Source organism: Streptomyces sp. NPDC007929 (genome assembly GCF_042959065.1).
Classification (GTDB): domain Bacteria; phylum Actinomycetota; class Actinomycetes; order Streptomycetales; family Streptomycetaceae; genus Streptomyces.
In genome coordinates, this window is record NZ_JBIBKD010000009.1 from 36802 (window position 1) to 59363 (window position 22562).

Below are 22562 nucleotides of genomic sequence, written 5' to 3' on the forward strand. Positions count from 1 at the left end.
TGGGGGTGGGCGGGCCCGCCCCCCCTTAGGGGGGGGGGGGGGGGGGGGGGGGGGGGGCGCGGCCCGCCCCCCCCCCCCCGGGGGGGGGGGCCCGGGGGGGGCCCCCCCTTCCCGGTGTCCGGTGCTCGCTCAGACGCCGCCGCGCCGCCCCGGCGGCAGCCCGGCGGGCACGTAGTGCATCCCCGTGCCGTGCCCGCCGACCGTGCCGACGCGCTGCCACTGCGGCTGCTGCCCGGCGGCATGCCGGGCGCTCTGGGCGCCCGCGCTGTAGGCGCTGTACGAGCTGCCGTACGACCCCCCGTAGGAGCCCGAGCCGTGCGGGGTGTTCCCGAAGGCGGTGAAGCCCAGCTTCTCCTCGCCGCTGCGATCGCCGGGCAGTGCGCGGAAGGACTTGACGTACTCGGCGTAGAGCGCGTCGTAGATCGGCGTGGCCGATGGGCCGCCCGGGGAGTCCTGAGCCGATCGCGCGGACGGGATCGGCGAGAAGGAGTGGCGGCGGGGAACGTCGTATGCGTGCACGTATGTCCAAACGACCCCGCGGGTCAAGGGATGCGGCCCGGGTACGGCTTTCGCGGGTGTACGGGCTGTGCGGGTGACGTGGGGCTCAGGTGCCGGCCAGCGGCAGCGCAGAGGCGACCAGCTTGCCGTTGGCCGCCGCCTTGTCCAGCGCGTCCCGCAGCAGGTCCTCGCGCGGCTGGCGGCCGATCGAGCCGACGGGCGCGGCGAACATCAGCACCTGCTGGTGCTTGTTGGCGGCCGCGCGCCAGGGGTCGGTCACCTGGAGCGGCTGGTGCGCCTGCCACCAGGCCACCGGCTGCCCGCCGTTGCTGCCCGGCTGGAGCACCGCGTGCAGCCGGCCCACGGCGAGCAGCACCGACCAGCCGTGCAGCACCGGCGGTACGGCGGACAGGTCGGTCAGGGGCATGAAGCCCTGCTCGATGAGGAGCGGCAGGAAGTCGTCGCCGGCGCCGGTGCTGCCGGGCCGGGCGATGGGCCCGGTCGGCTCCACCACCAGGGCCGGGTGCAGCTCCCCGCCGATCAGGACGAGCCCGCTGGTCACGCCCAGCACCGCCTGCTCGGGCACCATCTTGTCGGGCTCCAGGTCGACGGTGTCGCCAGTGATGGACTTCACGGCGCCCCGCAGCTGCTCCTCGGTGACCTGCACGACCTGCGAGGGCAGGCAGCCGGCGTGGGCGAAGGCGAGGACGGCGGTCTCGTCCCCGATGAACAGGACGGTGCTGGTGCGCTCCTGCTCGGAGTCGCCCGGAGTGCGGCACGACGTGCAGTCGTAGCTGCCCGGGGCGGTCTCTCCGGCGAGCAGGCGGTCGGCTTCTTCGTCGCCGATCTCGGCGCGTACCTCGTCGCTGACGTCGAGCATGCGCGGCACGGGTGGCTCCCTCGGGGATGCGGTGCGTGGCAGAGCCGGGTGGCTCCCGGCCCGTGGTCCGGGTAGGTCCCGGCTCATGAAGATGACAACGGGTGATCTGTGGCGGGAGTCACGCCCCAAGGCGAACCGAATCGAACCAACCAGCGCACAGGGTCACGCTCGGCGCGGAATCCCGCACTCACCGTCAACTCGCCGTTCTGGCAAGGGTGTTGCCGGGGTGAAGTGGGTCACAGATCGAGGAGGGGGTGGGTCGACAAATCCGGAAATCCGCGAATGAAGTGGGTGTCCGGAAATTGCCGTTACCCGTGGTATCGGTGAACTGGCCTGCCAGGACGGGCGACTGGTTGTCCGAAGCCGCCCGCCTCCTTAGATTCCTCCGCCGTGTGCAACGAGCACCGCTCGGGTACGTCCACCGGCCGCCGGGTTCCCAGGAACCGGGCACGGCACCACACCGGCGGACGGGGCGAGCGCGACCTCCGTGCCCCATGGCGCGGACGTGGCGTTCCGCCTTGGGGGAAGCCCGGGTGTTCCGAAAGGGACCTACATGTCCGAATGTGCCGATACCACTCGCTCCACCGTCCGGAAGAACCCGGTTCGAACCACGGCGGTCCTCGCCGGTGCGGCCCTGCTCGCGCCCCTCGGACTGCTGGCCGCGACCGGCAACGCCACGGCGGCCGACAGCGGAGTGTGGGACCGCATCGCCCAGTGCGAGAGCGGCGGCGACTGGCACATCAACACCGGCAACGGCTACTACGGCGGACTCCAGTTCGCCCCCTCCACCTGGAACGCCTACGGCGGCACGGCCTACGCCCCCACCGCCGACCGGGCGAGCAGGTCCCAGCAGATCGCCGTCGCCACCAAGGTCCAGCGCGCCCAGGGGTGGGGCGCCTGGCCGGTCTGCTCGGCACGCGCCGGGGCGAGCGGCGGCGCACCCGCCGCCGACCCGGCCACCTCCACCGAGCAGGCACCGGCGAAACCGCGGAAGGCCCCCGCCGAACCGCGGAAGGCTCCCGCCGAACCGCGGAAGGCCGAACCGCCGAAGGCCCCGGCGCGTTCCACGGAACACGCGGACCGCGGCTCCTCCCGCGACGGCGGTGACTACACCGTCCGCCGGGGCGACACACTGAGCGGCGTCGCCGCCCGGCACGGGACCACCTGGCAGCGCCTCTACGCCGCCAACAAGGCCGCCATCGGCGCGGATCCCGACATGATCGTGCCCGGTCTGCGCCTGGAGTTCTGAGGCGCCGCTCCCCCTCGCCGGGACACGGGCCCCGTCCGGTCGACCGACCGGGCGGGGTCTCGGCGTCCTTGCTCAGCCGTCGAGCTCACCCGCCTCCCCGGCGAACGCGACGCCCCCGCGGCGCAGTTCGTAGACGATCGCGGGCCGGCCCCGCAGGGCGGGCGGCAGCCGCTGCTCGGCGATCACCACACACGCGTCGAGCGCGCCCAGCAGCTCGTACGTCCGGGCCGCGGCCGCGGGCGACATGCCCTGGGCGGGCTCGTCGACGAGCACCACGCGCGCGCGGGCCAGCAGCGCCCGCGAGAGGGCGAGCATCCGCTGCTCCCCGCCGGAGAGAGTGCCGGCGCGCCGTTGCAGCAGGGGCCGCAGCCGCGGGTAGGCGTCGAGGGCCACGGAGGGGTCGGGCGAGGCGAGTTCGAGGTTCTCGCGCACGGTGAGCGAGCCGAACACCGCACGCCGCTCCGGCACCAGGCACATCCCGCGCCGGGCCCGTTCGTAAGCGGGCACGCGGGTCACGTCGGTGCCGTCCCACAGCACCGCGCCGCCCGACAGGGGCACCGTGCCGGCCAGGGCGCGCAGGGCGGTGGAGCGGCCGGAACCGTTGCGGCCCAGCAGCACGGTGAGGCCCGGGCCGGGGGCGGTGAGGTCGACGCCGTGCAGGGCCTCCAGGGGGCCGTAGCGCACGCGCGCGTGGCGCAGGGCGACGGTCGTCATCGGCCGGCCTCCGGTTCCAGGGCGTCCAGGACGCGTCCGGGCGGGCCGGAGGCGACGATCCGGCCCGCGGCCATCACGTGCACGACGTCGGCGAGACCGGCCACCAGATCCAGGTCGTGCTCCACGACGAGGAGAGCCGCGCCTTCGGCGGCCAGCGCCCTCAGCACCCGGGCCAGGGCGGACACCTCGGCGGTGTCCAGACCCGCCGCGGGCTCGTCGAGGAGGAGGACACGCGGGCTGCCCGCGAGGACCCGGGCCAGTTCGACGCGGCGCAGTGTCCCGGTGGGCAGCCCGGCGGCGGGCAGGGCGCGTACGGGGCCGTCGAGGCCGAGCAGCCGCAGGGTGCGCTCCACGGCACCCGGGTCGGCCACCCGCCCCTGCTCGGCACCCACCCGCACGTTCTCGGCGACGGTCAGCGAGGGGAAGACGGCCAGTTGCTGGAAGGTGCGGGCGACACCGAGCCGGGTGCGGGTGTGGGCGGGCAGCGCGGTGATGTCCCGCCCGTCGAGCCGCACCGTCCCCCGCGCGGGCCGCAGCGTCCCGGCCAGACAGTGGAACAGGGTGCTCTTCCCGGCCCCGTTGGGCCCCACGACCGCGGTGATCCGCCCCGGGGAGAGGTCCAGATCCACCCCGTCGAGGGCGGTGAAGCGGCCGTAGTGCGCGTGGAGGTGGCGGGCGGTGAGGAGGGGACCGGCGGGGGCCGAAGAGGGCCCGGGGGACGCTCCGGGACCGGTGGTCGCCTCGGGGCGGCCGGGGGGTGGCTCGGAGGGGCCGGTGGAGCTGCCGGGCCCTCCGGCCGGCGGGCGGCCGGAGTCGCCGGGCAGGCGGGTGGCCGCCCGGCCCGACGGGCCGCGCCGCGTACTCCCGGTGTCCCGGTGCTCGCGCCACCCGGCCGCTTTCCCGCCCTTCGCGCTCCGTGCCAGGCCCGTCGCCCCGCTCGGCATCCGTGCCCTGCGGGCCGCCTCCGGCTTCGCCGGGCGCAGCCTCGCGCGGGCCCGGGTGCCCACCGCCGTCAGGGCCGGGGCCCGGTGCAGCCGCAGGCGTTCCGCCGCTGTGCGCAGCGCCTCGTACGGACCGCCGGGGAAACGGCCCGCCAGGATCGCCAGGACGCCGATGAGGGCCGCCGCGAACCCGCCACGGGTGCCCGCGTCCAGCCCGACCAGCAGAGCCGCCGCGGCGAGCGCGCCGAGCGTGCTGTCGGCGCCCAGCACCACCACCGCCGCGAACCACAGCAGGCCGCGCACGGGGTCGTAGGCGGCGGCGTCGAAGGCGCGCAGGCCCATGCCGAGCATGCCGCCGCCCAGCGCGGCCAGCGCGGCGCCCGCGACGAAGGCCAGCAGCTTCAGGGAGGGCACACCGACGCCCGCCGCCTGCGCGCCCCGCTCGTGGTCCCGCATGGCGGCCAGGGCCCGGCCCGTCCGCCCCCGGCGCAGGGCGTGCGCCGCCAGCAGCGCGACCGCGAGCAGCAGCAGCTCCAGGACGTAGTACGCCCGGTCCCCGTCGAAGCCCGCGGGACGGCCCAGGGACAGGCCCGCGGTGGCGTACGGCTGGGCGAAGACGAACCGGCTCACCCCCACCCCGACCGCGAACGTCGCCAGCGCCAGCGCCAGGCCCCGCCGGCCGATCGCCGGCCAGCCCGTGAGCAGGCCGAGCGGTGCCACCAGGACCACCGCCACCGCGAGGGCGGCCAGTTCCGGCAGCGCGGGCAGTCCGGGGAAGCGGCCCGCCGCCAGCAGGGCCGTGAACAGCGCGCCCAGGCCCGCGTACGCCGCCTGCCCCAGCGAGATCTGGCCGCCGCGGCCGGTGACCACCACCAGGGACAGCAGGATCACGGCCAGCGCCGGGACCTGGACCGAGGTGTGCAGATCCCGGCCGGCGAGCCCCAGCGGCAGCAGGAACAGCACGAGCACCACGATCCAGGCGCCCGGCGGGGTCGCCGCGCGGGCCGTGGCCGTGCGGGGCAGGGCGTCCCGCTCCCCGACACCGGGCAGGACCAGGGCCGCGACCAGCAACGCGACGACGAACAGGTTGGTGCCGGCCGCCTGGAGCAGCGGCTCGGCCCAGCCCGAGGGGTGCAGCCGGGTCAGCTGGCTCTGCGCCACCCCGATGCCGATCGCCACCACCACCGCGACGGTCAGGCTCCGCATCCGGGCGGCCACCGCGACCGCGACGACCTCCATCACGAGCAGCGACAGACCGTACGGGTCCAGCCGCACGTACGGCGCCAGCAGCACACCCGTCAGACCGGCCGTGAACGCACCGAACGCCCAGCCCGTGGCCGCGACCCGGTCCGCGTCGACACCGCCCAGCTCGGCGAGCCGCCGGTCGTCGACCACGGCCCGCAGCTCCCGCCCGAACCGCGTCCAGCGGATCACCGCCGTGACCCCGGCCGCCAGCACCAGCACCACCGCCAGCTGTCCCCACGGCTCGTCCGGCACCAGCACCGGCGCGTCGTCCCGCGCCCCCTGCCCCCACAGCAGCGCCGCCCCGCCCACCAGCAGCACGAACACCCCGATGGACGCCACCAGCGTCTGCGCCGGATCACCGCCCAGCACCGCCAGGGGCCGGAACACGAACCGTTCCAGGACCACACCCAGCCCCGGCGCCAGCACCAGCAGCGTCACCACCGCCCCGAGCCACAACGGCCAGCCCCACTCGACCACGCACTGCCGCAGGCCGTACGCGCACACCATCGCGATCGCGCCGTGCGCGAAGTTCAGCACGCCCGTCGCGCGGTACGTCACGATCAGGCCGATCCCGGTCAGCGCCGCCGCACCGCCGACCGAGAGCCCGGCGAGGGTGAGGTCGTACGTCAGCGAGGACATCAGTCGGTTTCTTCGGCCGGTTCGCAGATCGGGCACGGGTCCAGCTCGCCGCTCGCCACCAGCTTGGAGTCCACCGGGACCGCCTCCGCCTTGCCCGCGACCAGCGGGCAGTCCGCGCGGTGCCACAACGTGCCGCCCGGCACCATCAGCAGATCGCCGCTGACCGCGAGCGGCGCGAGCCCGGCCCGGCCCGTCTCCTGCGGCCCGGCCGACGCCTCCTCCGTCAGCAGGCCGTACAGCTCCTCCACGCGCCGGGCGGCGATCGACTCCCGGCCGCGGGCCAGCAGCACCGCGCCCGCGATGATCAGCGCGGCGCCGGGGATCGTGCAGGAGGCCAGGTAGGGCAGCTGCCGTTCGGCGTAACGCTCGCCGGAGACTCCGTACCAGCCGACGACGCACAGCACCCCGCCGGCGGCCAGGGCCGCCCAGCCGGCCCACAGGACGGGATGCACGGTCCGCAGTCGGCTGGTCCGCATCGCTGGCTCCCACACGTCGGAATCGGCTGTGCGTGCGTCGGGCTGCCTGTTCAAGTCCGCCGATCGCTTGCACTATGCCCTGTGGAAGCTGACCCTGAAAGCACCGGGCGCCCATGGCCCGGACCGACACCCGGTGGTGAGCCAGATGGTTCTCGGCAGCGACCTCAAGCGGGGGAACGCGACGGGGGCTCCACGCACCGCGGGACGGGGTACGGCGATCGCCGCCGCCCTGGTCCTCGCCCTCGCCCCGGCCCTGGCGGCCTGCAGCGACGACAGCGGCGGCGGCAGCGAGTCCACACCTCCCACGCCGAGCGCGGAGCGGACCACGAGCGCCCCGGCCTCCGCACCGGCGGACCGGGCCGCGGCGGAGACGGAGATCAGAGAGAACTGGCAGAAGTTCTTCGATCCGAAGACCCCGGCCGAGGAGAAGCAGGCCGTCCTGGAGAACGGCGACCGGATGGGCCCGGTCCTTCAGGCCTTCAGCGGTGACGAGCGCGGCGGGCAGGTCCAGGCGAAGGTCACCAAGGTCGAGTTCACCTCGGCGACCGGCGCGGACGTGACGTACACCCTCACCCTGAAGGGCGCCACCGCCCTGCCGGACGCCTCCGGAAGCGCCGTCGAGCAGGACGGCACCTGGAAGGTGTCCGCGAAGACGCTGTGCGCGCTGGTGCAACTGAGCGGCAATGCGTCACCGGTCCCGGGCTGCTGAGGCCATAGCCGCGGCGCTGCTGCTCGCCCTGAGCGCGGCCTGCGGCAGCCGGCTCCCCGAGAGCGACTTCACGCACGACGACCGCACCCCCGCACCCCGCGACGCCGCGCCGCTGCGGGTCGGCATCATCACCAGCGCCACCAGCCCGGTCGGCGGCAGCGCCTTCACCGGCCCGCGCGACGGCGCCCGGGCCTTCTTCGACCGGCTCAACGCGCGCGGGGGCATCGACGGGCGCCGCGTCGAGGTGCGCGCCTGCGACGACGGCGGCAGCGGCGTCGGCAACAACGAGTGCGTGCACAAGCTCGTCGAGGAGGACGAGGTCGTCGCCCTGGTCGCCACCACCGCCCTCGACTACGCGGGCGCCTCCCGTGTCTCCCGCGCGGGCGTCCCCGACATCGGCGGCCAGCCCATCGGCGCCGCCTACGACACCTACCCGCACCTCTACGGCATCTACGGCAGTCTCGCGCCCCGCGACGGCACCCCCGGCTGGGACGGGAAGCTGTACGGCGGCACCGAGGTCTACCGCTACTTCAAACGCGAGCACGGCGCCCGTACCGCCGCCGTCGTCTCCTACAACCAGTCCGCCTCGGCCGGCTACGCCCGGCTCGTCGAACGCGGCCTGCGTGCCGAGGGCTACCAGGTCGTCACCGAGCAGGTCGACTTCGCCCTGCCCAACTTCCGCGCCGTCGCCGCCGACCTCAAGGAGCGGGGCGTGGACCTCGTGTTCGACGCCATCGACGCGCACGGCAACGCCCGGCTCTGCCAGGCCATGGACGAGACCGGCGCCCATGTCACCGCCAAGGTGACCAACGTGCAGAACTGGACGTCCACCGTCGCCGACGACTACAAGGACGCCCCGCGCTGCCGCAACGCCCTGTGGGCGACCGGGGCCAGCCGCAACTTCGAGGACACCGGCAACCCGGCCGTACGGGAGTTCCGCGAGGCGACCGAAGACCTGAAGACGCACTCCCAGTGGCAGCTGGAGGGGTGGGCCGCCGCGCGCTGGTTCACGGACGCGGCGACCTCCTGCGCGGCCACGGGCATCACGCGCGCGTGCGTCGACGCCCACATGGACCGCAGCGAGGGCTACACCGCCCAAGGGCTGCTGCTCCCGGTCCGCTTCGACCGCCTGCCCGAGCCGCCGAGGACGAGCCGGACCTGCCTGTCGGTGGCCCGCTGGCAGGACGGCAAGGGCTGGGTGAGCCAGGGCGACATGAACCGCACCTGCTTCACCGTTCCGCAACTGGCCTACCAGCCTTGAGGACAGTGGCTGTCCGCAAGGCCTGGCAGACTCGCCCCCATGTTGGAGACCTCGGCCCGCCTGCTGCGTCTGCTGTCCCTGCTCCAGGCCCACCGCGAGTGGTCCGGCCCCGACCTGGCCGGCCGTCTCGGCGTCAGCGCCCGCACCCTGCGCCGGGACGTCGACCGGCTGCGCGAACTCGGCTACCCGGTCAACGCCAGCCCCGGCACCGGCGGCGGCTACCAGCTCGGTGCCGGAGCCGAACTGCCGCCGCTGCTCCTGGACGACGACGAGGCCGTCGCCGTCGCGGTCGGCCTGCGCACCGCCGCCGGACAGGGCATCGACGGCATCGGCGAGACCTCGGTACGCGCCCTCGCCAAACTGGAGCAGGTACTGCCGAACCGGCTGCGCCGCCGGGTGGGCGCCCTCAACGCCGTCACCGTGCCGATGCTGCGCAGCACCCTGCCCTCCGCGGTCGACCCGGCCGTGCTCACCGAACTCGCCCACCTGTGCCGGGACGCCGAACGGCTGCGCTTCGAGTACCGCGGCCACGACGGCACCCCCACCCGCCGCACTGTCGAACCGCACCGCCTGGTGTGCACCGAGCGCCGCTGGTACCTGGTCGCCTGGGACCTCGACCGCGACGACTGGCGCACCTTCCGCGTGGACCGCGTCTCGCCCAGGCCCCCGCACGGCCCGCGCTTCGTGCCGCGCGACCCACCGGCCGAGGACCTGGCCGCCTATGTCTCCCAGGGCGTCTCCACGCGCGCGTACGCCACCCACGCCCTCGTGCGGCTCCTGGCGCCCCTGGAGGAGGCCGCCCAGCACATCTCGCCCTCCGCCGGGGTGCTGGAGGCGGAGAGCGCGGACACCTGCCTGCTGCGCTGCGGCGCCGGCAGCCTCGACGTGATGGTCATCCACGTGGTGATGCTGGGCTTCGAGTTCGAGGTGCTGGAGCCGGTCGAGCTGATCGAGGCGATCAGGAGGACCCGGGACCGGCTTGATGGCGCTCTGGCTCGGGCTGCGCAGTCACCGCCGCGTACTGCGGATGATGCAGGTCGAACGCCGGGGACTCGGAACGGATCCGGGGCAGCGTCGTGAAGTTGTGCCGCGGCGGTGGGCAGGAGGTCGCCCACTCCAGGGAACGGCCGTAGCCCCAGGGGTCGTCGACCTGGACCTTCTCGCCGTACTTGGCGGTCTTCCACACGTTGTAGAGGAACGGCAGGGTCGAGATGCCCAGCAGGAACGCGCCGATCGTCGACACGGTGTTGAGCGCGGTGAACCCGTCAGCGGCGAGGTAGTCCGCGTACCGGCGGGGCATGCCCTCGGCGCCCAGCCAGTGCTGCACCAGGAACGTGGTGTGGAAGCCGACGAACAGCGCCCAGAACTGGATCTTGCCGAGCCGCTCGTCGAGCATCTTCCCGGTGAACTTCGGCCACCAGAAGTAGAACCCGGCGAAGATCGCGAAGACGACCGTGCCGAAGACGACGTAGTGGAAGTGCGCGACCACGAAGTACGAGTCCGTCACATGGAAGTCCATCGGCGGCGACGCCAGGATCACCCCGGTCAGCCCGCCGAACAGGAACGTCACCAGAAAGCCCGTCGCCCACAGCATCGGCGTCTCGAAGGACAGCGAGCCCTTGAGCATGGTTCCGGCCCAGTTGAAGAACTTCACCCCCGTCGGCACCGCGATCAGGAAGCTCATGAAGGAGAAGAACGGCAGCAGCACCGCGCCCGTGGCGAACATGTGGTGCGCCCACACGATCATCGACAGGCCGGTGATCGCCATCGTCGCGCCGACCAGCGTCAGATAGCCGAACAACGGCTTGCGGCTGAAGACCGGGATGATCTCCGTGACGATGCCGAAGAACGGCAGCGCGATGATGTACACCTCAGGATGGCCGAAGAACCAGAACAGGTGCTGCCACAGGATCGCCCCGCCGTTGGCCGCGTCGAAGACCTGCGCGCCGAACCGCCGGTCCGCCTCCAGCACCAGCAGCGCCGCCGCGAGCACCGGGAACGCCATCAGGATCAGGATCGACGTGAACAGGGTGTTCCACACGAAGATCGGCATCCGGAACATCGTCATGCCCGGGGCGCGCATCCCGATGATCGTGGTGATGAAGTTGACCGCGCCGAGGATGGTGCCGAACCCCGACAGCGCGAGCCCCATGATCCACAGATCCGCTCCGAGACCCGGCGAGCGCTCCGCGCTGTTGAGCGGGGCGTAGGCGAACCAGCCGAAGTCGGCGGGCCCGGAGGGCACCAGCAGCGAGCCGAGCACGATCAGCCCGCCGAACAGGAACAGCCAGTACGAGAGCATGTTGAGCCGCGGGAAGGCGACGTCGGGCGCGCCGATCTGCAACGGCATCAGCTCGTTCGCGAAGCCCGCGAAGCTCGGCGTCGCGAACAGCAGCAGCATGATCGTGCCGTGCATGGTGAACGCCTGGTTGAACTGCTCGTTGTCGATGATCTGCAGGCCGGGACGGGCCAGCTCGGCGCGCATCACCAGCGCCATCACCCCGGCGACCAGGAAGAACAGAAACGACGTGACCAGGTAGAGATGGCCGATCTTCTTGTGGTCCGTCGTCGTCAGCCAGTCGACGACCACCCGTCCGTGCCGTGTGCGCGGTACGGACGGCGCCGCGGCCTGTACGGTCTGCGTCCCCATCGCTCGCTCGCCCCTTCGCTCCTCGCGTGCCGGGCCCGCCGCAGCCCGCGTCCCACCTGCCCGCGAGCTCACGCCATGATGCTCGCGTCACCGCGCGCTCCGACAGGGGGCGTACCGGCCTCCGTATGCCGAATCCCGGTATTTCCCGTACCGTGCCGACGCCGCCGGGCCGGTGCGGAACCGGAATGGACGGTGGCCTCCGCGGCACTTCTCCCGGCACTTTCCGCCGGGCCTTTCCATGAGCTCATGTGACACGCGCGAATTACGATCGAATGCCTGCGGAAGGCGTACGGATCCGCTCGTCCGAGTGACGGGCGACGCCGGAAACTCCTGTCGTGATCTTGTGACAGAAGCGTGACCGGAGGCGGACAGTGACCGGCCGAGGCCCCGGACTTCCGCGCTCGCCGGGCAGGACATAGCGTGGCCGCATGGCACCGACTCCGACACCTCCCGCGGAACCCGACGACAGCCCGGACACCTACGTCGGCCTGGAGGCCGGCCGGGCCGAACGCCTCGCGCGTGAGCGCGGCTGGCCGACGGTACGCGCGCTGCCGTCCGGGGCGATCATCACGATGGAGTACCGCGTGGGCCGGCTGAACTTCGAGGTCAAGGGCGGCCGCGTGGCGCGGGCCTGGAAGGGCTGAGACCCGGTGAAGGCCCCGGCTCCGCTGTGGGACCGGGGCCTTCACCATGCCGTGCGGAGTGTGTGCCGACCGGTGGTCAGCCGCCTGTCACGGGACGGGCGGACGAGGCCGAGCCGCGTGGGTGACGCTCCGGGTGCGGCGGGCGGCGGCTGCCGGCCGGGGTGATGGGGGTGCGCTCCGAGCGGGTGGTGTGGGGGCCCGGCGCCAGATAGACCGGGGCCCGGGGTGAGCGGGCCGCGACCTCCTCATGGTCGGCCGCCACGGGCGTGACCAGCACGGGAGGCGCGTCGACCGATACCACCGGGGTGCGGCGCCGACGGGCTCGCACACGGTCGCGCAGGTCGAAGATGGCGTCCTCGGCGCGGGCGATCAGCGGCTCGAACCACGGCAGGCCGAGCATGATCAGCAGCCCCGCGGTCCAGCCGAGGAGCACATCGCTCAGCCAGTGCGTACCGAGGTAGACGGTGGCCATCCCGACACCGAGCGAGGTGACGGCGGACACGGCGGACAGCCAGCGCTGGGCTCTCGCGCTGGACGCCAGATAGGCCAGGATTCCCCAGGTCACCACGGCGTTCGCGGTGTGACCGCTCGGAAATATATCGCCGCCGCGCCACATCTCGTTCGAGCCGATCACGGTCGCGTAGTGCGGGCCCAGGCGCCCCATGCCGTACTTGGCGGCGCCGACCGTGATGTTCAGCAGCAGCAGGGAGACGCCGAGCGCGAGCAGCGGGCGCAGGGTGTGCTGCCGCCACGAGCGCCAGCCCAGCCAGGCCGCGACCATCACGGCGGTCGGGCCGCGCTGGCCGAGGACCACGTAGTAGTCGACGAACCAGTGGATCTGCGACCACTGCTGGTACGGGCGGAAGAACATGACCTGCCAGTCGAGCCGGACCAGCCAGGATGTGATCACCACGGCCCACACGATGGCGCCGTAGAAGGCCAGGGTCGCCGCGAAGAGCACGATGCGGTGCCTGCTCATCTTCGGCACATCGATGTGGGCCGGTCGTTCCGGCTCACGGTCCAGCCGGGCGAAGACCCGGTCCAGACGGGTGAGCTTCGGTTCGGTACGCACCCAATCGACGTTACAGCGAGTGAGCTCTGATCCCGGGCGAATCAACGGGTTTGTGATGACGATGTGATGTGGGATTCCTCTCAGGAGTGTGTTTATTTCCAGCGAATCCGTAATCCTCGGCCGCTGCGGCCTTCAATTCCTTTGATCATTCCGGATGCGGGTTTTATTGCGCTTTTGAATTCGTTCACCGGAGCATGGCGCGCAATTCCCCTCGCGCTCACAGCGGGTCAGGGGGGCCCGGAGCCGTTCAGCCAGAACGCCCCGTACACCGCCGAGGCCACCGCCACACCCCCGAGCACCGCCGCTGACCTGCGGATACGCGCTTTCGCCAGGGCCAGCGCGAGAGGCAGGAGCAGGGGGAAGGCAGGCAGCAGAAGGCGCGGTTTCGAGCCGAAGTAGCTCGACGCGCACAGGGCGAGCGCGGTCACGACGCCCGTGTAGACCAGCAGCGGCAGCGGCTGGCGCTGACGTACTCCGGTCACATACAGCCAGACGACTGACGCGACCCCGATGATCAGCCCCACACCGGCCAGGGCCGCCGGGAACGACGTGAACTTCTCGGCGACGAACCGGGCGAAGGCCCAGCCGCCGTCGAAGCCGTTGCGCCAGCCGGCCTGCACGTCCAGATAGCCCAGCGGGCCCTTGCCGGTGTGATGCCCGACCCACAGCACGTAGCCCGCGGCGCCGAGCGGGGCCAGGGCCATGCCGAGGATCCGCCGGAACGGGGTTCCGGGGCGGACCGGGGCGCCGATCCAGGCTTCGAGGGCGTCGTCCTGTGCGCTCCTTTCGCCCGCGGCGGCCGCGCGCCTGTCCTGGGCGAAGGAGGCCAGCGCCGCCACCCACACCGCGGCCACCACGGCCAGTCCCACCGGGCGGGTCAGCCCCGCGAACAGGGCCAGCGTCCCCGCCGTCACCCAACGGCCGGTCAGCACCGCGTACAGCGACCACGCCGCGAGCGCCGTGAACAGGGACTCGCTGTACGCCATCGACTGCACGATCCCGACCGGCAGCACGGCCCACAGCAGCACCGCGCACACCCCCGCCCGGCGGCCGTACACCCGGTCCGCGACCGCGAAGACGCCCCAGGCCGCGGCCAGGGAGGAGACCAGGCTCACCAGGAACCCGCCGTCCGCGTACGACAGCGGTGACACCGCCGCCACCAGCCGCTCCAGCCAGGGCAGCAGCGGGAAGAACGCCAGATTCGAGTGCACGTCCCCGTTGGCCAGCCGCACCTCGTAGCCGTAACCGAGCTCGGCGACCCTGACGTACCAGAGCGCGTCCCAGCGGGCGGTCAGCAGCGTGTACGCGCTCTTGTCCCGCGCCGCGCTCCACAGGAACAGAGCCAGCAGGCCCAGGGCGCGGACGGCCACGTACCCGGCGAGCGCCGGGGCCGCCCGGCGCAGCGCCCCGGCGCGGGGCGGGGCCGCGCGCGTCTCAAGATCGGTCACGCGCCCGATTATCGACCCGCGCCGGAACCGTCCGTCCGGCCGGGGCGTGGACGAGGTGGGAGGAAGTGGGAGGAAGTGGTGTACGCCACATCCCTCCGTCGAAGGTGTGAGAGGTCCGCCACTGGTCTGTGTCGAGGACTCGCGTACTCTGACGTGTCACTCGCTTTTCGTTTGCGCTGGCCGGGGACCTCCGCTCCTCTCCGGCCGAGTCGCGGGGGCGTCCCCCACCCCGCGAGCCCGCCGATCGCGAGGAACATCTGGGAGGTACGTACATGTCCGGGACGACCACGGCCGCCGCCGCGCTGCGCCGTCGGGCGGCCGGGGCCGGTGCCAACCGCTGGGTGGTTCTGGTCGTCCTCTGCGTCAGCCTGCTGCTGGTCGCCGTCGACGCCACCGTGCTGCACGTGGCGGTCCCCGCCGTCACCGAGGACCTCAGGCCCGGCGGGATCGAGCTGCTCTGGATCGTCGACGTCTATCCACTGGTCTGCGCCTCGCTGCTGATCCTGTTCGGCACGCTGGGCGACCGCATCGGCCGTCGAAGAGTCCTGCTCCTCGGCTACACGCTGTTCGGTGTCGCCTCCGGCCTCGCCGCGCTGGCCGACAGCGCCCAGGTGCTGATCGTGGCGCGGGCGCTGCTCGGTGTGGGCGGCGCGATGATCATGCCCGCGACCCTGTCCATCCTGCGGCAGGTCTTCCCGGACCGGCGCGAGCGGGCGCTCGCGATCGGCATCTGGAGCGCCGTGGCCGCGGTCGGCGCGGCGGTCGGTCCGCTGCTCGGCGGCTTCCTGCTGGAGCACTTCTGGTGGGGCTCGGTGTTCCTCGTCAACATTCCGTTGATGCTGGTCAGCCTTCCGGTCGGACGGCTGCTGCTGCCCGAGTCGAAGGGCGACGGCAAGGGGCCCTGGGACGTGGTCGGTGCGCTGATGGCGGCGGCCGGCCTGTTCGGTGTCGTGCTGGGCGTGAAGCGGCTCGGCAGTGGGGAGTCGCTGGGCAGCCTGCTCACGGTGCCGTCGCTGGTGGTGGGCGCCGCGCTGCTGGTCGCCTTCGTACGGCGGCAGCGGCGGCGGACGTATCCGCTGGTGGACCTCACGATGTTCGCGCGGCCGGCGTTCAGCACGTCCGTCGGGTGCATCGTGCTGGCGATGCTCGCGCTGGTGGGTCTGGAACTGATCGCGGCGCAGTATCTGCAACTGGTGCTCGGGCTGTCGCCGCTGGAGACCGGGCTGCGGCTGCTGCCGCTGACGTTCGCGGCCATGGCGGCCGGACTGGCCGGGGCGCGGATGCTGCGGCGGTTCGGGCCGCGGCGGATGGTGTGCGCCGGGTTCTGCCTCACGGCGTTCGCGGTGGTCCTGCTGACCGCGCTGGGCCGGACCGACGACTGTGCGCTGATGGTGAGCGGGTTCGTGCTGCTCGGGTTCGGGCTCGAGACGACGCTCTTCGGGGCGTACGAGTCGATGCTGAGTGAGGCGCCGCCGGAGCAGGCCGGTGGGGCGGCGGCGATCGGGGAGACGTCGTACCAGCTGGGGGCGGGTATCGGGATCGCGCTGCTCGGCACGGTGATGAACGCGGCGTACGCGCCCGGGCTGGCCGGGGTGCCAGGGGTTCCGGCGTCGGCGTCCTCCTCGGCGGGGCATTCGCTGGGGGAGGCGTACGAGGTCGCCGCGCAGCTGGGCGGGTCGGCCGGTGCGGCGCTGCGGCATGCCGCCCGGGACGCGTTCGTGCACGGGCTGCATGTGACGTTGCTGGTGAGTGCGGGGTTGTTGCTGCTCGGGGCGGTGATGGCGCTGCGGTTGCCGCGGGTCATGCAGTGTGAGGCGGGGCCGGTGGAACTCCCTGCCCCGAGGGACGCGGCGGAGTCCCGCGTCTCGGTCTGACCCCCCTTCTTCGCCCACCCACGCGCCGCCGGTCACGCGCGTCCGTCCTTGGCACGGTCGGCGGCCGCCGCCGGTGGACCGACTGTCACGGGCGGGTTCACGTCGCAATCGGCGGCTACGGGTGGTGCGGGGATGGGTGGGCGTCGTAGCGTCTCTGGTTAGCGGTGCTAGTTAAAGAGTCTCGGAGGGTGTCGATGATGTCCGGTTCGTCCAAGCTGCCTGCCTTCGATCCCGTCGATCCCCTCGGCCTGGACGACCTGCTGGATCCGGAGGACCTCGGGATCAGGGACACCGTGCGGGCCTGGGCCGCGGACCGGGTGCTGCCGTACGTCGCCGAGTGGTACGAGAAGGGGGAGCTGCCGGGGATCCGGGAGCTGGCCAAGGAGCTCGGCGGCATCGGGGCCCTCGGGATGTCCCTGGAGGGGTACGGCTGCGCCGGCGCGTCCGCCGTGCAGTACGGGCTCGCCTGCCTGGAGCTGGAGGCCGCCGACTCCGGCATCCGCTCCCTCGTCTCCGTGCAGGGCTCCCTCGCCATGTACGCCATCCACCGCTTCGGCAGCGAGGAGCAGAAGCAGCGGTGGCTGCCGCGGATGGCCGCCGGCGAGGTCATCGGCTGCTTCGGGCTCACCGAGCCCGACCACGGCTCCGACCCCGCCGCCATGCGGACGTACGCCAAGCGCGACGGCTCCGACTGGATCCTCAACGGCCGCAAGATGTGGATCACCAACGGGTCGGTCGCCGGTGTCGCCGTCGTGTGGGCGCGGACCGAGGAGGGCATCCGTGGGTTCGCGGTGCCCACCGACAGCGCCGGCTTCTCCGCTCCCGAGATCAAGCACAAGTGGTCCCTCAGGGCCTCCGTCACCAGCGAGCTCGTGCTCGACGACGTCCGGCTGCCCGCCGACGCCGTCCTGCCGGAGGTCACCGGCCTGCGCGGTCCTCTGAGCTGTCTGTCCCACGCCCGCTACGGAATCGTCTGGGGCGCCATGGGCGCGGCCCGCAGCAGTTTCGAGGCGGCGCTCGACTACGCGAAGTCGCGGGAGCAGTTCGGGCGGCCCATCGGCGGCTTCCAGCTCACCCAGGCCAAACTCGCCGACATGGCGGTCGAACTGCACAAGGGGATTCTGCTCGCCCACCATCTGGGGCGGCGGATGGACGCCGGCCGCCTGCGTCCCGAGCAGGTCAGCTTCGGCAAGCTCAACAACGTCCGGGAAGCGATCGAGATCTGCCGCACCGCCCGGACCATTCTCGGCGCCAATGGGATCTCGCTCGAATATCCCGTGATGCGCCACGCGACCAACCTCGAGTCGGTGCTCACCTACGAGGGCACCGTCGAGATGCACCAGCTCGTGCTGGGTAAGGCGCTCACCGGACTCGATGCCTTCCGGTAGGCCGGTCCGGTAACCCCGCGCGGGGGCAGGGCCGGTGAGCGGCCCTGCCTCAGCTCTGGTTGAAGAAGCCGTCCGTGCGGTGCCCGGCAGGATCGCCGTTGACGATCTCCGTGTTGGCCGGGGTCAGCAGGAACACGCGCGTCGACACTCTCTCGATCGAACCGCGAAGACCGAAGATCAGCCCGGCCGCGAAGTCGACCACGCGCTTGGCGTCGGAGGCCTCCATGGCCGTGAGGTTCATGATGACCGGCACGCCCTCGCGGAACAGCTCGCCGATGGCGCGCGCGTCCCGGAAGCTGTCCGGGGTCACCGTGCCGATGCGGCGGCCCTTCTCCTCGGCGACGTCCGAGGCCACCTTGACGCGCGGATCGGTGACCCAGGCCTCCCCGGGCTCGTTTCCGTCGGAGTAGTCGTCGTCGTCGTAGTAACGCTCGTCTTCGTTGTCGTCGACGAGGCCAAGCCAGGCACTTGCCTTGCGTACCGATCCCATGGACGCCTCCTCTCACAGCGGTCTTTCTGCTTTCCGCATCCCTATGGTCGTCCATGATGCGGATGGCGCGCCAAGTGGATAGACGCCGCACGGGGGGTTTGTGACGGTACTGGTGCACAGCGAATCCGTCGAGAGTCCGTGTGTCCCAAGGGCCGTTTCCCAAACGGCTGCTGACTGTGAGTGAAATATGATTCTTCTCGGCGTACGGGTGACGGCCGGGGCGTACGGGTGAATACGAGGCCGGTACGATGCCGCAGCTCATCGTCGTCATGGAGTTCGGGGGAGCGTCGTGTTCGGAATCGTCAGGCCTTGCAGGCACCGGCTCGGGGAGAAGCTCGCCGGGCAGTGGATGGCGCATTTGTGCGGGCTCTGCCTCGCGCTGCGCGGCGATCACGGGCAGTTCGCCCGGGTTGTCACGAACTACGACGGGCTGCTCGTCTCCGTTCTGACGGAGGCTCAGGCGGGGACGGGCGGCGGCGGACGGCGTACGGCCGGGCCGTGCCCGCTGCGCGGCATGCGCACCGCCTCCGTCGCGCACGGCGAGGGCGCCCGGCTCGCGGCGGCCGTGTCCCTGGTACTGGCCTCGGCGAAGGTGCGCGACCACGTCACCGACGGTGACGGGCTGTTGGCCCGCAAGCCGGTGGCCCGTGCCGCGCGCCGGGTCGCCGTGAGGTGGGACACGGCCGGTGCCCGGACCGGCTCGGCTGTGGGATTCGACACCGCGCTGCTGGTCGACGCCGTGGACCGGCAGGGCGGGATCGAGGCGCTGGCCGGGCCCGGGACGCCGCTGCTGGCCGTCACCGAACCGACCGAGACCGCGACCGCCGCGGCCTTCGCGCACACCGCGGTCCTCGCCGGCCGGCCGGACAACGCCGGGCCGCTCGCCGAGGCCGGGCGGCTCTTCGGGCGGCTCGCGCATCTGCTGGACGCCGTGGAGGACCTGCACACTGATGCCGCGTCAGGCGCCTGGAACCCGATCGCCGCGACCGGCACCTCCCTGATGGAGGTCCGGCGGCTCGCCGACGACGCGGTGCACGGCGTGCGGCTCGCGCTGCGCGACGCCGAGTTCACCGACGCGCAGCTCGTGCATCTGCTGCTCGTGCACGAACTGCGGCGCTCGGTCGACCGCGCCTTCGGCACGGTGCCGGTGTGCGCTTCCCATCAGGGTGGTGGACCGCAGCACCCCTACGCGGGCGGTAGCGGGAATCCGTACGCCGGTGGGGGAGGGGCGTACGGCGGCGACGCGTTCGGTGGTGGGTTCGGTGGCGGCGGCGGTTTCGGTGGGGGCGTTCCGGTGCCCCAGCCGCCCCGGCGGCGTGGGTTCTGGGCCGGCTGCGGGATGTTCTGGCTGCTGTGCTGCACCTGCAAGATGTGCTGCGCCAAGGAGTACGAGGGGCCCTGGTCCCGTAAGAAGCGCGAGGGCGTCTGCCGGGACTGTGACTGCGACGGGTGCGACTGCTGCTGCCCCTGCGACGGCTGACCCGTCCGGTGTGGCAGGGGGCCCAGACGGTCGACTTCCGGACATCCCCGGGTCCCGGCGGGCCCAGTCCTTCGGTGGCGAGGTGCGGCGCGCGACCGGCCTGGGGGCCCGCGAGCGCGGCCCGGGTGGCGTACGGGGGCGGCGGCTGGTCGTGCTGGTGCGTGAGGGGGCGTGGGGCGTGCGGGACTTCGACCCGGATGCCTCCATGCGCCCGGGGTTCGCAGGGCTGCGCGTCACGCCCTGCGACCCGGGCCGGGCGGGGCCGCGGCATCTGGAGGTGCAGGTCGCGGCGGGGGAGCGCGCACCGTTCTGGGATGTTCCGGGAGCAGCTTCGTAAAGAACCGTCAAAGGTTGAAGTCCGAAAGGCACTCTTGCGCCGACCGGCCGTTCGGCCGAATACTCCCCCTCAGCGCTTGTCAGGGGCACGGCATGTTCGGAATCCGGACATGCCGGTCCCGGACTGCGCCTCACGGGCCCGAAACCCCACGAGGGCCCCCGACTTCCTTTGTGGAGGAACGAAAAGTGAGGATCAAGCGCACCACCCCTCGCAGTGGCATCTCGAGACGGACCCGGCTGATCGCCGTCTCCACCGGCCTCGTTGCCGCCGCAGCGATCGCGATCCCCAGCGCGAACGCGGCCGACACCCCCACCACCTTCAGCGCCGCCGAACTCAAGAGCGCCAGCGGCTCGTTGCTGAAGGCCGACATCCCGGGTACCGCCTGGGCCGTCGACAGCAAGACCAACCGCGTGCTCCTGACCGTGGACAGCACGGTCACGCAGGCCGAGATCGCGAAGATCAAGCAGCAGGCCGGCGGCAACGCCGACGCGCTCACGATCAAGCGCACTCCCGGCAAGTTCAGCAAGCTCATCCAGGGCGGCGACGCCATCTATGCGAGTAGCTGGCGCTGCTCCCTCGGCTTCAACGTCCGTGCCAGCAACGGCACCGAGTACTTCCTGACCGCCGGTCACTGCACCGACGGCGCGGGCACCTGGTACTCCAACTCCGGCCGCACCACGGTCATCGGCTCCACCGCCGGTTCCAGCTTCCCGGGCAACGACTACGGCATCGTGCGCTACAGCGGGTCGGTCAGCCGTCCCGGTACCGCGAACGGTGTGGACATCACGCGCGCCGCCACGCCGAGTGTGGGCACCACCGTCATTCGCGACGGCTCCACGACCGGTACGCACAGTGGGCGGGTCACGGCCCTCAACGCCACCGTCAACTACGGCGGCGGGGACATCGTGTCCGGCCTGATCCAGACCACCGTCTGCGCCGAGCCCGGTGACTCCGGCGGCTCGCTCTACGGCAGCAACGGCACGGCGTACGGTCTGACCTCCGGCGGCAGCGGCAACTGCTCCTCCGGTGGCACGACGTTCTTCCAGCCCGTCACGGAGGCCCTGAGCGCTTACGGCGTCAGCGTCTACTAGGTCGGCGGTAGTTCGCGGCACATAGCGGCACATCACGGTTCAGCGCCCCCGCACGCTTCGCGTGCGGGGGCGTCGTGGTGTGTACGGGTTTCGTGGGGTGTGCGGGATTTCGTCAAAGGGGCGATTTTCAGCCACACGTAGACCTCACAGAGTGCGCACACATTACTCACGCGTAATGTTTGCAGTCTGAACGTACGGGAGTTGGGTCCGATTTGATCGCGGACGGTCAAAATGAGGGGGCGTGCAAGCGCTGTCTACGCGCGTCTCGAACTCACCCTTGTGTGCTCCCCGTTGTCCTCGGAATAGTGGGCGCGTCAACCAAGCCTTCCGGCTCGTGAGGTCCCCACAACCTCTCGTGCCGACCCCCCACAGGAGGACAGAAGTTGAAGCACCGACGCATACCCAAGCGGCGTGCAGCCGTGGCGGGCGCGGGCATAGCCGCGCTGGTTGCCGCGGGAGTGACGTTCCAGACCGCGAACGCCAGTGAGACCCCCGAGGCGTCCGCACCCCGGACCCTGTCGGTCACCGCGGCCGGAAAGCTCGCCTCCACGCTGGCCGAGGACCTGGGCGGCGACGCGGCCGGGACGTACTACGACACCAAGAGCAAGAGCCTCGTGGTGAACGTGCTCGACGAGGCCGCCGCGCAGGCCGTCGAGAAGGCCGGCGCCAAGGCGAGAGTCGTGGCGAACTCCCTCGCCGAGCTCAAGAGCGCCCGCACCACGCTGAAGCAGGACGCGACGATCCCGGGCACCGCCTGGGTGACCGACCCGACGACGAACAAGGTCGTCGTGACCGCCGACCGCACGGTGTCCAAGGCCGAGTGGGCGACGCTGACGAAGGTCGTGGACGGGCTCGGGGCGAAGGCCGAACTCAAGCGGTCGAAGGGGGAGTACAAGCCCTTCATCGCCGGTGGCGACGCGATCACCGGGGGCGGCGGGCGCTGCTCGCTGGGCTTCAACGTGGTCAAGGGCGGTGAGCCGTTCTTCCTGACCGCCGGGCACTGCACCGAGGGCATCTCCACGTGGTCGGACTCCAGCGGCAAGGAGATCGGCACCAACGCGGACTCCAGCTTCCCGGACAACGACTACGGGCTGGTCAAGTACACCGCGGAGGTTGCTCACCCGAGTGAGGTGAACCTGTACAACGGGTCCACCCAGAAGATCTCGGGTGCGGCGGACGCGACCGTCGGCATGGCGGTGACCCGGAGCGGGTCGACCACGCAGGTGCACGAGGGCAAGGTCACGGGGCTGGACGCCACCGTGAACTACGGCAACGGCGACATCGTCAACGGGCTGATCCAGACCGATGTGTGCGCGGAGCCGGGTGACAGTGGTGGGTCGCTGTTCTCGGGCGACAAGGCCGTCGGGCTCACGTCCGGTGGCAGCGGTGACTGCACCTCGGGCGGGGAGACGTTCTTCCAGCCGGTGACCGAGGCGTTGTCGGCTACCGGGACCGAGATCGGCTGACACCTCGGAG

Annotated in this window: 19 protein-coding genes and 1 pseudogene; 11 read left to right on the plus strand and 9 right to left on the minus strand. The window is 72.1% G+C overall.

Annotated features, from left to right (window positions below):
- Positions 1-129 precede the first annotated feature (129 nt).
- Both ACFZDE_RS28525 and ACFZDE_RS28530 read right to left on the minus strand, forming a co-directional pair.
- Complete coding sequence (locus ACFZDE_RS28525) at positions 130-519, minus strand: hypothetical protein (RefSeq protein WP_391002807.1); 390 nt, start codon at positions 517-519, stop codon at positions 130-132.
- Positions 520-604: 85 nt separating this feature from the next.
- Entirely contained in the window at positions 605-1387 is a 783-nt protein-coding gene (locus tag ACFZDE_RS28530; RefSeq protein ID WP_391002805.1) for a hypothetical protein, read from the minus strand.
- A 544-nt stretch (positions 1388-1931) separates the two neighbouring features.
- On the opposite strand from ACFZDE_RS28530, the gene ACFZDE_RS28535 reads away from it, so the two are divergent.
- Positions 1932-2627: a transglycosylase family protein gene (locus tag ACFZDE_RS28535; protein WP_391204524.1), complete on the plus strand. Its 696-nt coding sequence runs from the start codon at positions 1932-1934 to the stop codon at positions 2625-2627.
- 72 nt (positions 2628-2699) lie between these two features.
- Here ACFZDE_RS28535 and ACFZDE_RS28540 read toward each other — a convergent pair whose 3' ends face one another.
- From ACFZDE_RS28540 to ACFZDE_RS28550, 3 genes are read right to left on the minus strand one after another with little or no spacing between them, the layout of a single operon-like run.
- The gene (locus tag ACFZDE_RS28540) at positions 2700-3341 is read right to left on the minus strand and encodes an ATP-binding cassette domain-containing protein (RefSeq protein ID WP_391204527.1); all 642 of its coding nucleotides are present in this window, start codon (positions 3339-3341) and stop codon (positions 2700-2702) included.
- Positions 3338-6166, minus strand: a complete 2829-nt coding sequence (locus tag ACFZDE_RS28545) for an ATP-binding cassette domain-containing protein (protein ID WP_391204530.1) — start codon at positions 6164-6166, stop codon at positions 3338-3340. The genes ACFZDE_RS28540 and ACFZDE_RS28545 overlap by 4 nt, the downstream gene beginning before the upstream one ends.
- Positions 6166-6642, minus strand: coding sequence for a hypothetical protein (locus ACFZDE_RS28550; protein WP_391204533.1), 477 nt, complete (start codon positions 6640-6642; stop codon positions 6166-6168). Before ACFZDE_RS28550 ends, ACFZDE_RS28545 begins: the two co-directional genes overlap by 1 nt.
- A gap of 145 nt (positions 6643-6787) precedes the next feature.
- On the opposite strand from ACFZDE_RS28550, the gene ACFZDE_RS28555 reads away from it, so the two are divergent.
- The 3 genes from ACFZDE_RS28555 to ACFZDE_RS28565 are packed head-to-tail and all read left to right on the plus strand — an operon-like array spanning position 6788 to position 9692.
- Entirely contained in the window at positions 6788-7351 is a 564-nt protein-coding gene (locus ACFZDE_RS28555) for a hypothetical protein (RefSeq protein WP_391204535.1), read from the plus strand.
- The gene (locus tag ACFZDE_RS28560; protein WP_391204538.1) at positions 7326-8612 is read left to right on the plus strand and encodes an ABC transporter substrate-binding protein; all 1287 of its coding nucleotides are present in this window, start codon (positions 7326-7328) and stop codon (positions 8610-8612) included. Before ACFZDE_RS28555 ends, ACFZDE_RS28560 begins: the two co-directional genes overlap by 26 nt.
- Before the next feature lie 39 nt (positions 8613-8651).
- Complete coding sequence (locus ACFZDE_RS28565; RefSeq protein ID WP_391204541.1) at positions 8652-9692, plus strand: WYL domain-containing protein; 1041 nt, start codon at positions 8652-8654, stop codon at positions 9690-9692.
- Here ACFZDE_RS28565 and ctaD read toward each other — a convergent pair.
- A pseudogene (gene ctaD, locus ACFZDE_RS28570) lies at positions 9586-11262 on the minus strand (cytochrome c oxidase subunit I); the annotation flags it as partial. The gene ACFZDE_RS28565 and the pseudogene ctaD overlap by 107 nt on opposite strands.
- A 428-nt stretch (positions 11263-11690) precedes the next feature.
- Here ctaD and ACFZDE_RS28575 point away from each other — a divergent pair.
- Positions 11691-11906 (plus strand): proteinase inhibitor I78, encoded by a 216-nt coding sequence (locus tag ACFZDE_RS28575; RefSeq protein WP_221759932.1) that lies wholly within the window; start codon positions 11691-11693, stop codon positions 11904-11906.
- Positions 11907-11982: 76 nt separating this feature from the next.
- On the opposite strand, the gene ACFZDE_RS28580 is transcribed toward ACFZDE_RS28575, so the two are convergent.
- The gene (locus ACFZDE_RS28580; RefSeq protein WP_391204544.1) at positions 11983-12978 is read right to left on the minus strand and encodes a phosphatase PAP2 family protein; all 996 of its coding nucleotides are present in this window, start codon (positions 12976-12978) and stop codon (positions 11983-11985) included.
- Between the two features lie 227 nt (positions 12979-13205).
- Positions 13206-14426, minus strand: a complete 1221-nt coding sequence (locus ACFZDE_RS28585) for a mannosyltransferase family protein (RefSeq protein ID WP_391204547.1) — start codon at positions 14424-14426, stop codon at positions 13206-13208.
- A 272-nt stretch (positions 14427-14698) separates the two neighbouring features.
- Here ACFZDE_RS28585 and ACFZDE_RS28590 point away from each other — a divergent pair, with 272 nt between their 5' ends.
- Together ACFZDE_RS28590 and ACFZDE_RS28595 are read left to right on the plus strand one after the other, a co-directional pair.
- Positions 14699-16300, plus strand: coding sequence for an MFS transporter (locus ACFZDE_RS28590; RefSeq protein WP_391204550.1), 1602 nt, complete (start codon positions 14699-14701; stop codon positions 16298-16300).
- A 197-nt stretch (positions 16301-16497) separates the two neighbouring features.
- Complete coding sequence (locus ACFZDE_RS28595; RefSeq protein WP_391002928.1) at positions 16498-17688, plus strand: acyl-CoA dehydrogenase family protein; 1191 nt, start codon at positions 16498-16500, stop codon at positions 17686-17688.
- A gap of 49 nt (positions 17689-17737) precedes the next feature.
- On the opposite strand, the gene ACFZDE_RS28600 is transcribed toward ACFZDE_RS28595, so the two are convergent.
- Positions 17738-18178 carry a cell division protein SepF gene (locus ACFZDE_RS28600; RefSeq protein ID WP_030850887.1) on the minus strand — a complete coding sequence of 147 codons (441 nt, stop codon included), beginning with the start codon at positions 18176-18178 and terminating at the stop codon, positions 17738-17740.
- Positions 18179-18467: 289 nt separating this feature from the next.
- Here ACFZDE_RS28600 and ACFZDE_RS28605 point away from each other — a divergent pair, with 289 nt between their 5' ends.
- The 4 genes from ACFZDE_RS28605 to ACFZDE_RS28620 all read left to right on the plus strand — a co-directional run bounded on the left by ACFZDE_RS28605 (position 18468) and on the right by ACFZDE_RS28620 (position 22552).
- Complete coding sequence (locus ACFZDE_RS28605) at positions 18468-19658, plus strand: DUF5685 family protein (RefSeq protein WP_391204553.1); 1191 nt, start codon at positions 18468-18470, stop codon at positions 19656-19658.
- 82 nt (positions 19659-19740) lie between these two features.
- Complete coding sequence (locus tag ACFZDE_RS28610) at positions 19741-19995, plus strand: hypothetical protein (RefSeq protein WP_391204556.1); 255 nt, start codon at positions 19741-19743, stop codon at positions 19993-19995.
- Between the two features lie 185 nt (positions 19996-20180).
- Positions 20181-21086: a trypsin-like serine protease gene (locus ACFZDE_RS28615; RefSeq protein ID WP_391204559.1), complete on the plus strand. Its 906-nt coding sequence runs from the start codon at positions 20181-20183 to the stop codon at positions 21084-21086.
- Between the two features lie 383 nt (positions 21087-21469).
- Entirely contained in the window at positions 21470-22552 is a 1083-nt protein-coding gene (locus tag ACFZDE_RS28620; RefSeq protein ID WP_391002779.1) for an alpha-lytic protease prodomain-containing protein, read from the plus strand.
- The last annotated feature ends 10 nt before the right edge of the window (positions 22553-22562 follow it).

Coding starts and splice junctions, on each gene's coding strand:
- ACFZDE_RS28535 (WP_391204524.1), top strand. CDS start 1,932: ATGTCCGAATGTGCCGATACCACTCGCTCCACCGTCCGGAAGAACCCG.
- ACFZDE_RS28540 (WP_391204527.1), bottom strand. CDS start 3,341: ATGACGACCGTCGCCCTGCGCCACGCGCGCGTGCGCTACGGCCCCCTG.
- ACFZDE_RS28545 (WP_391204530.1), bottom strand. CDS start 6,166: ATGTCCTCGCTGACGTACGACCTCACCCTCGCCGGGCTCTCGGTCGGC.
- ACFZDE_RS28550 (WP_391204533.1), bottom strand. CDS start 6,642: ATGCGGACCAGCCGACTGCGGACCGTGCATCCCGTCCTGTGGGCCGGC.
- ACFZDE_RS28555 (WP_391204535.1), top strand. CDS start 6,788: ATGGTTCTCGGCAGCGACCTCAAGCGGGGGAACGCGACGGGGGCTCCA.
- ACFZDE_RS28560 (WP_391204538.1), top strand. CDS start 7,326: ATGCGTCACCGGTCCCGGGCTGCTGAGGCCATAGCCGCGGCGCTGCTG.
- ACFZDE_RS28565 (WP_391204541.1), top strand. CDS start 8,652: ATGTTGGAGACCTCGGCCCGCCTGCTGCGTCTGCTGTCCCTGCTCCAG.
- ACFZDE_RS28575 (WP_221759932.1), top strand. CDS start 11,691: ATGGCACCGACTCCGACACCTCCCGCGGAACCCGACGACAGCCCGGAC.
- ACFZDE_RS28590 (WP_391204550.1), top strand. CDS start 14,699: ATGTCCGGGACGACCACGGCCGCCGCCGCGCTGCGCCGTCGGGCGGCC.
- ACFZDE_RS28595 (WP_391002928.1), top strand. CDS start 16,498: ATGTCCGGTTCGTCCAAGCTGCCTGCCTTCGATCCCGTCGATCCCCTC.
- ACFZDE_RS28600 (WP_030850887.1), bottom strand. CDS start 18,178: ATGGGATCGGTACGCAAGGCAAGTGCCTGGCTTGGCCTCGTCGACGAC.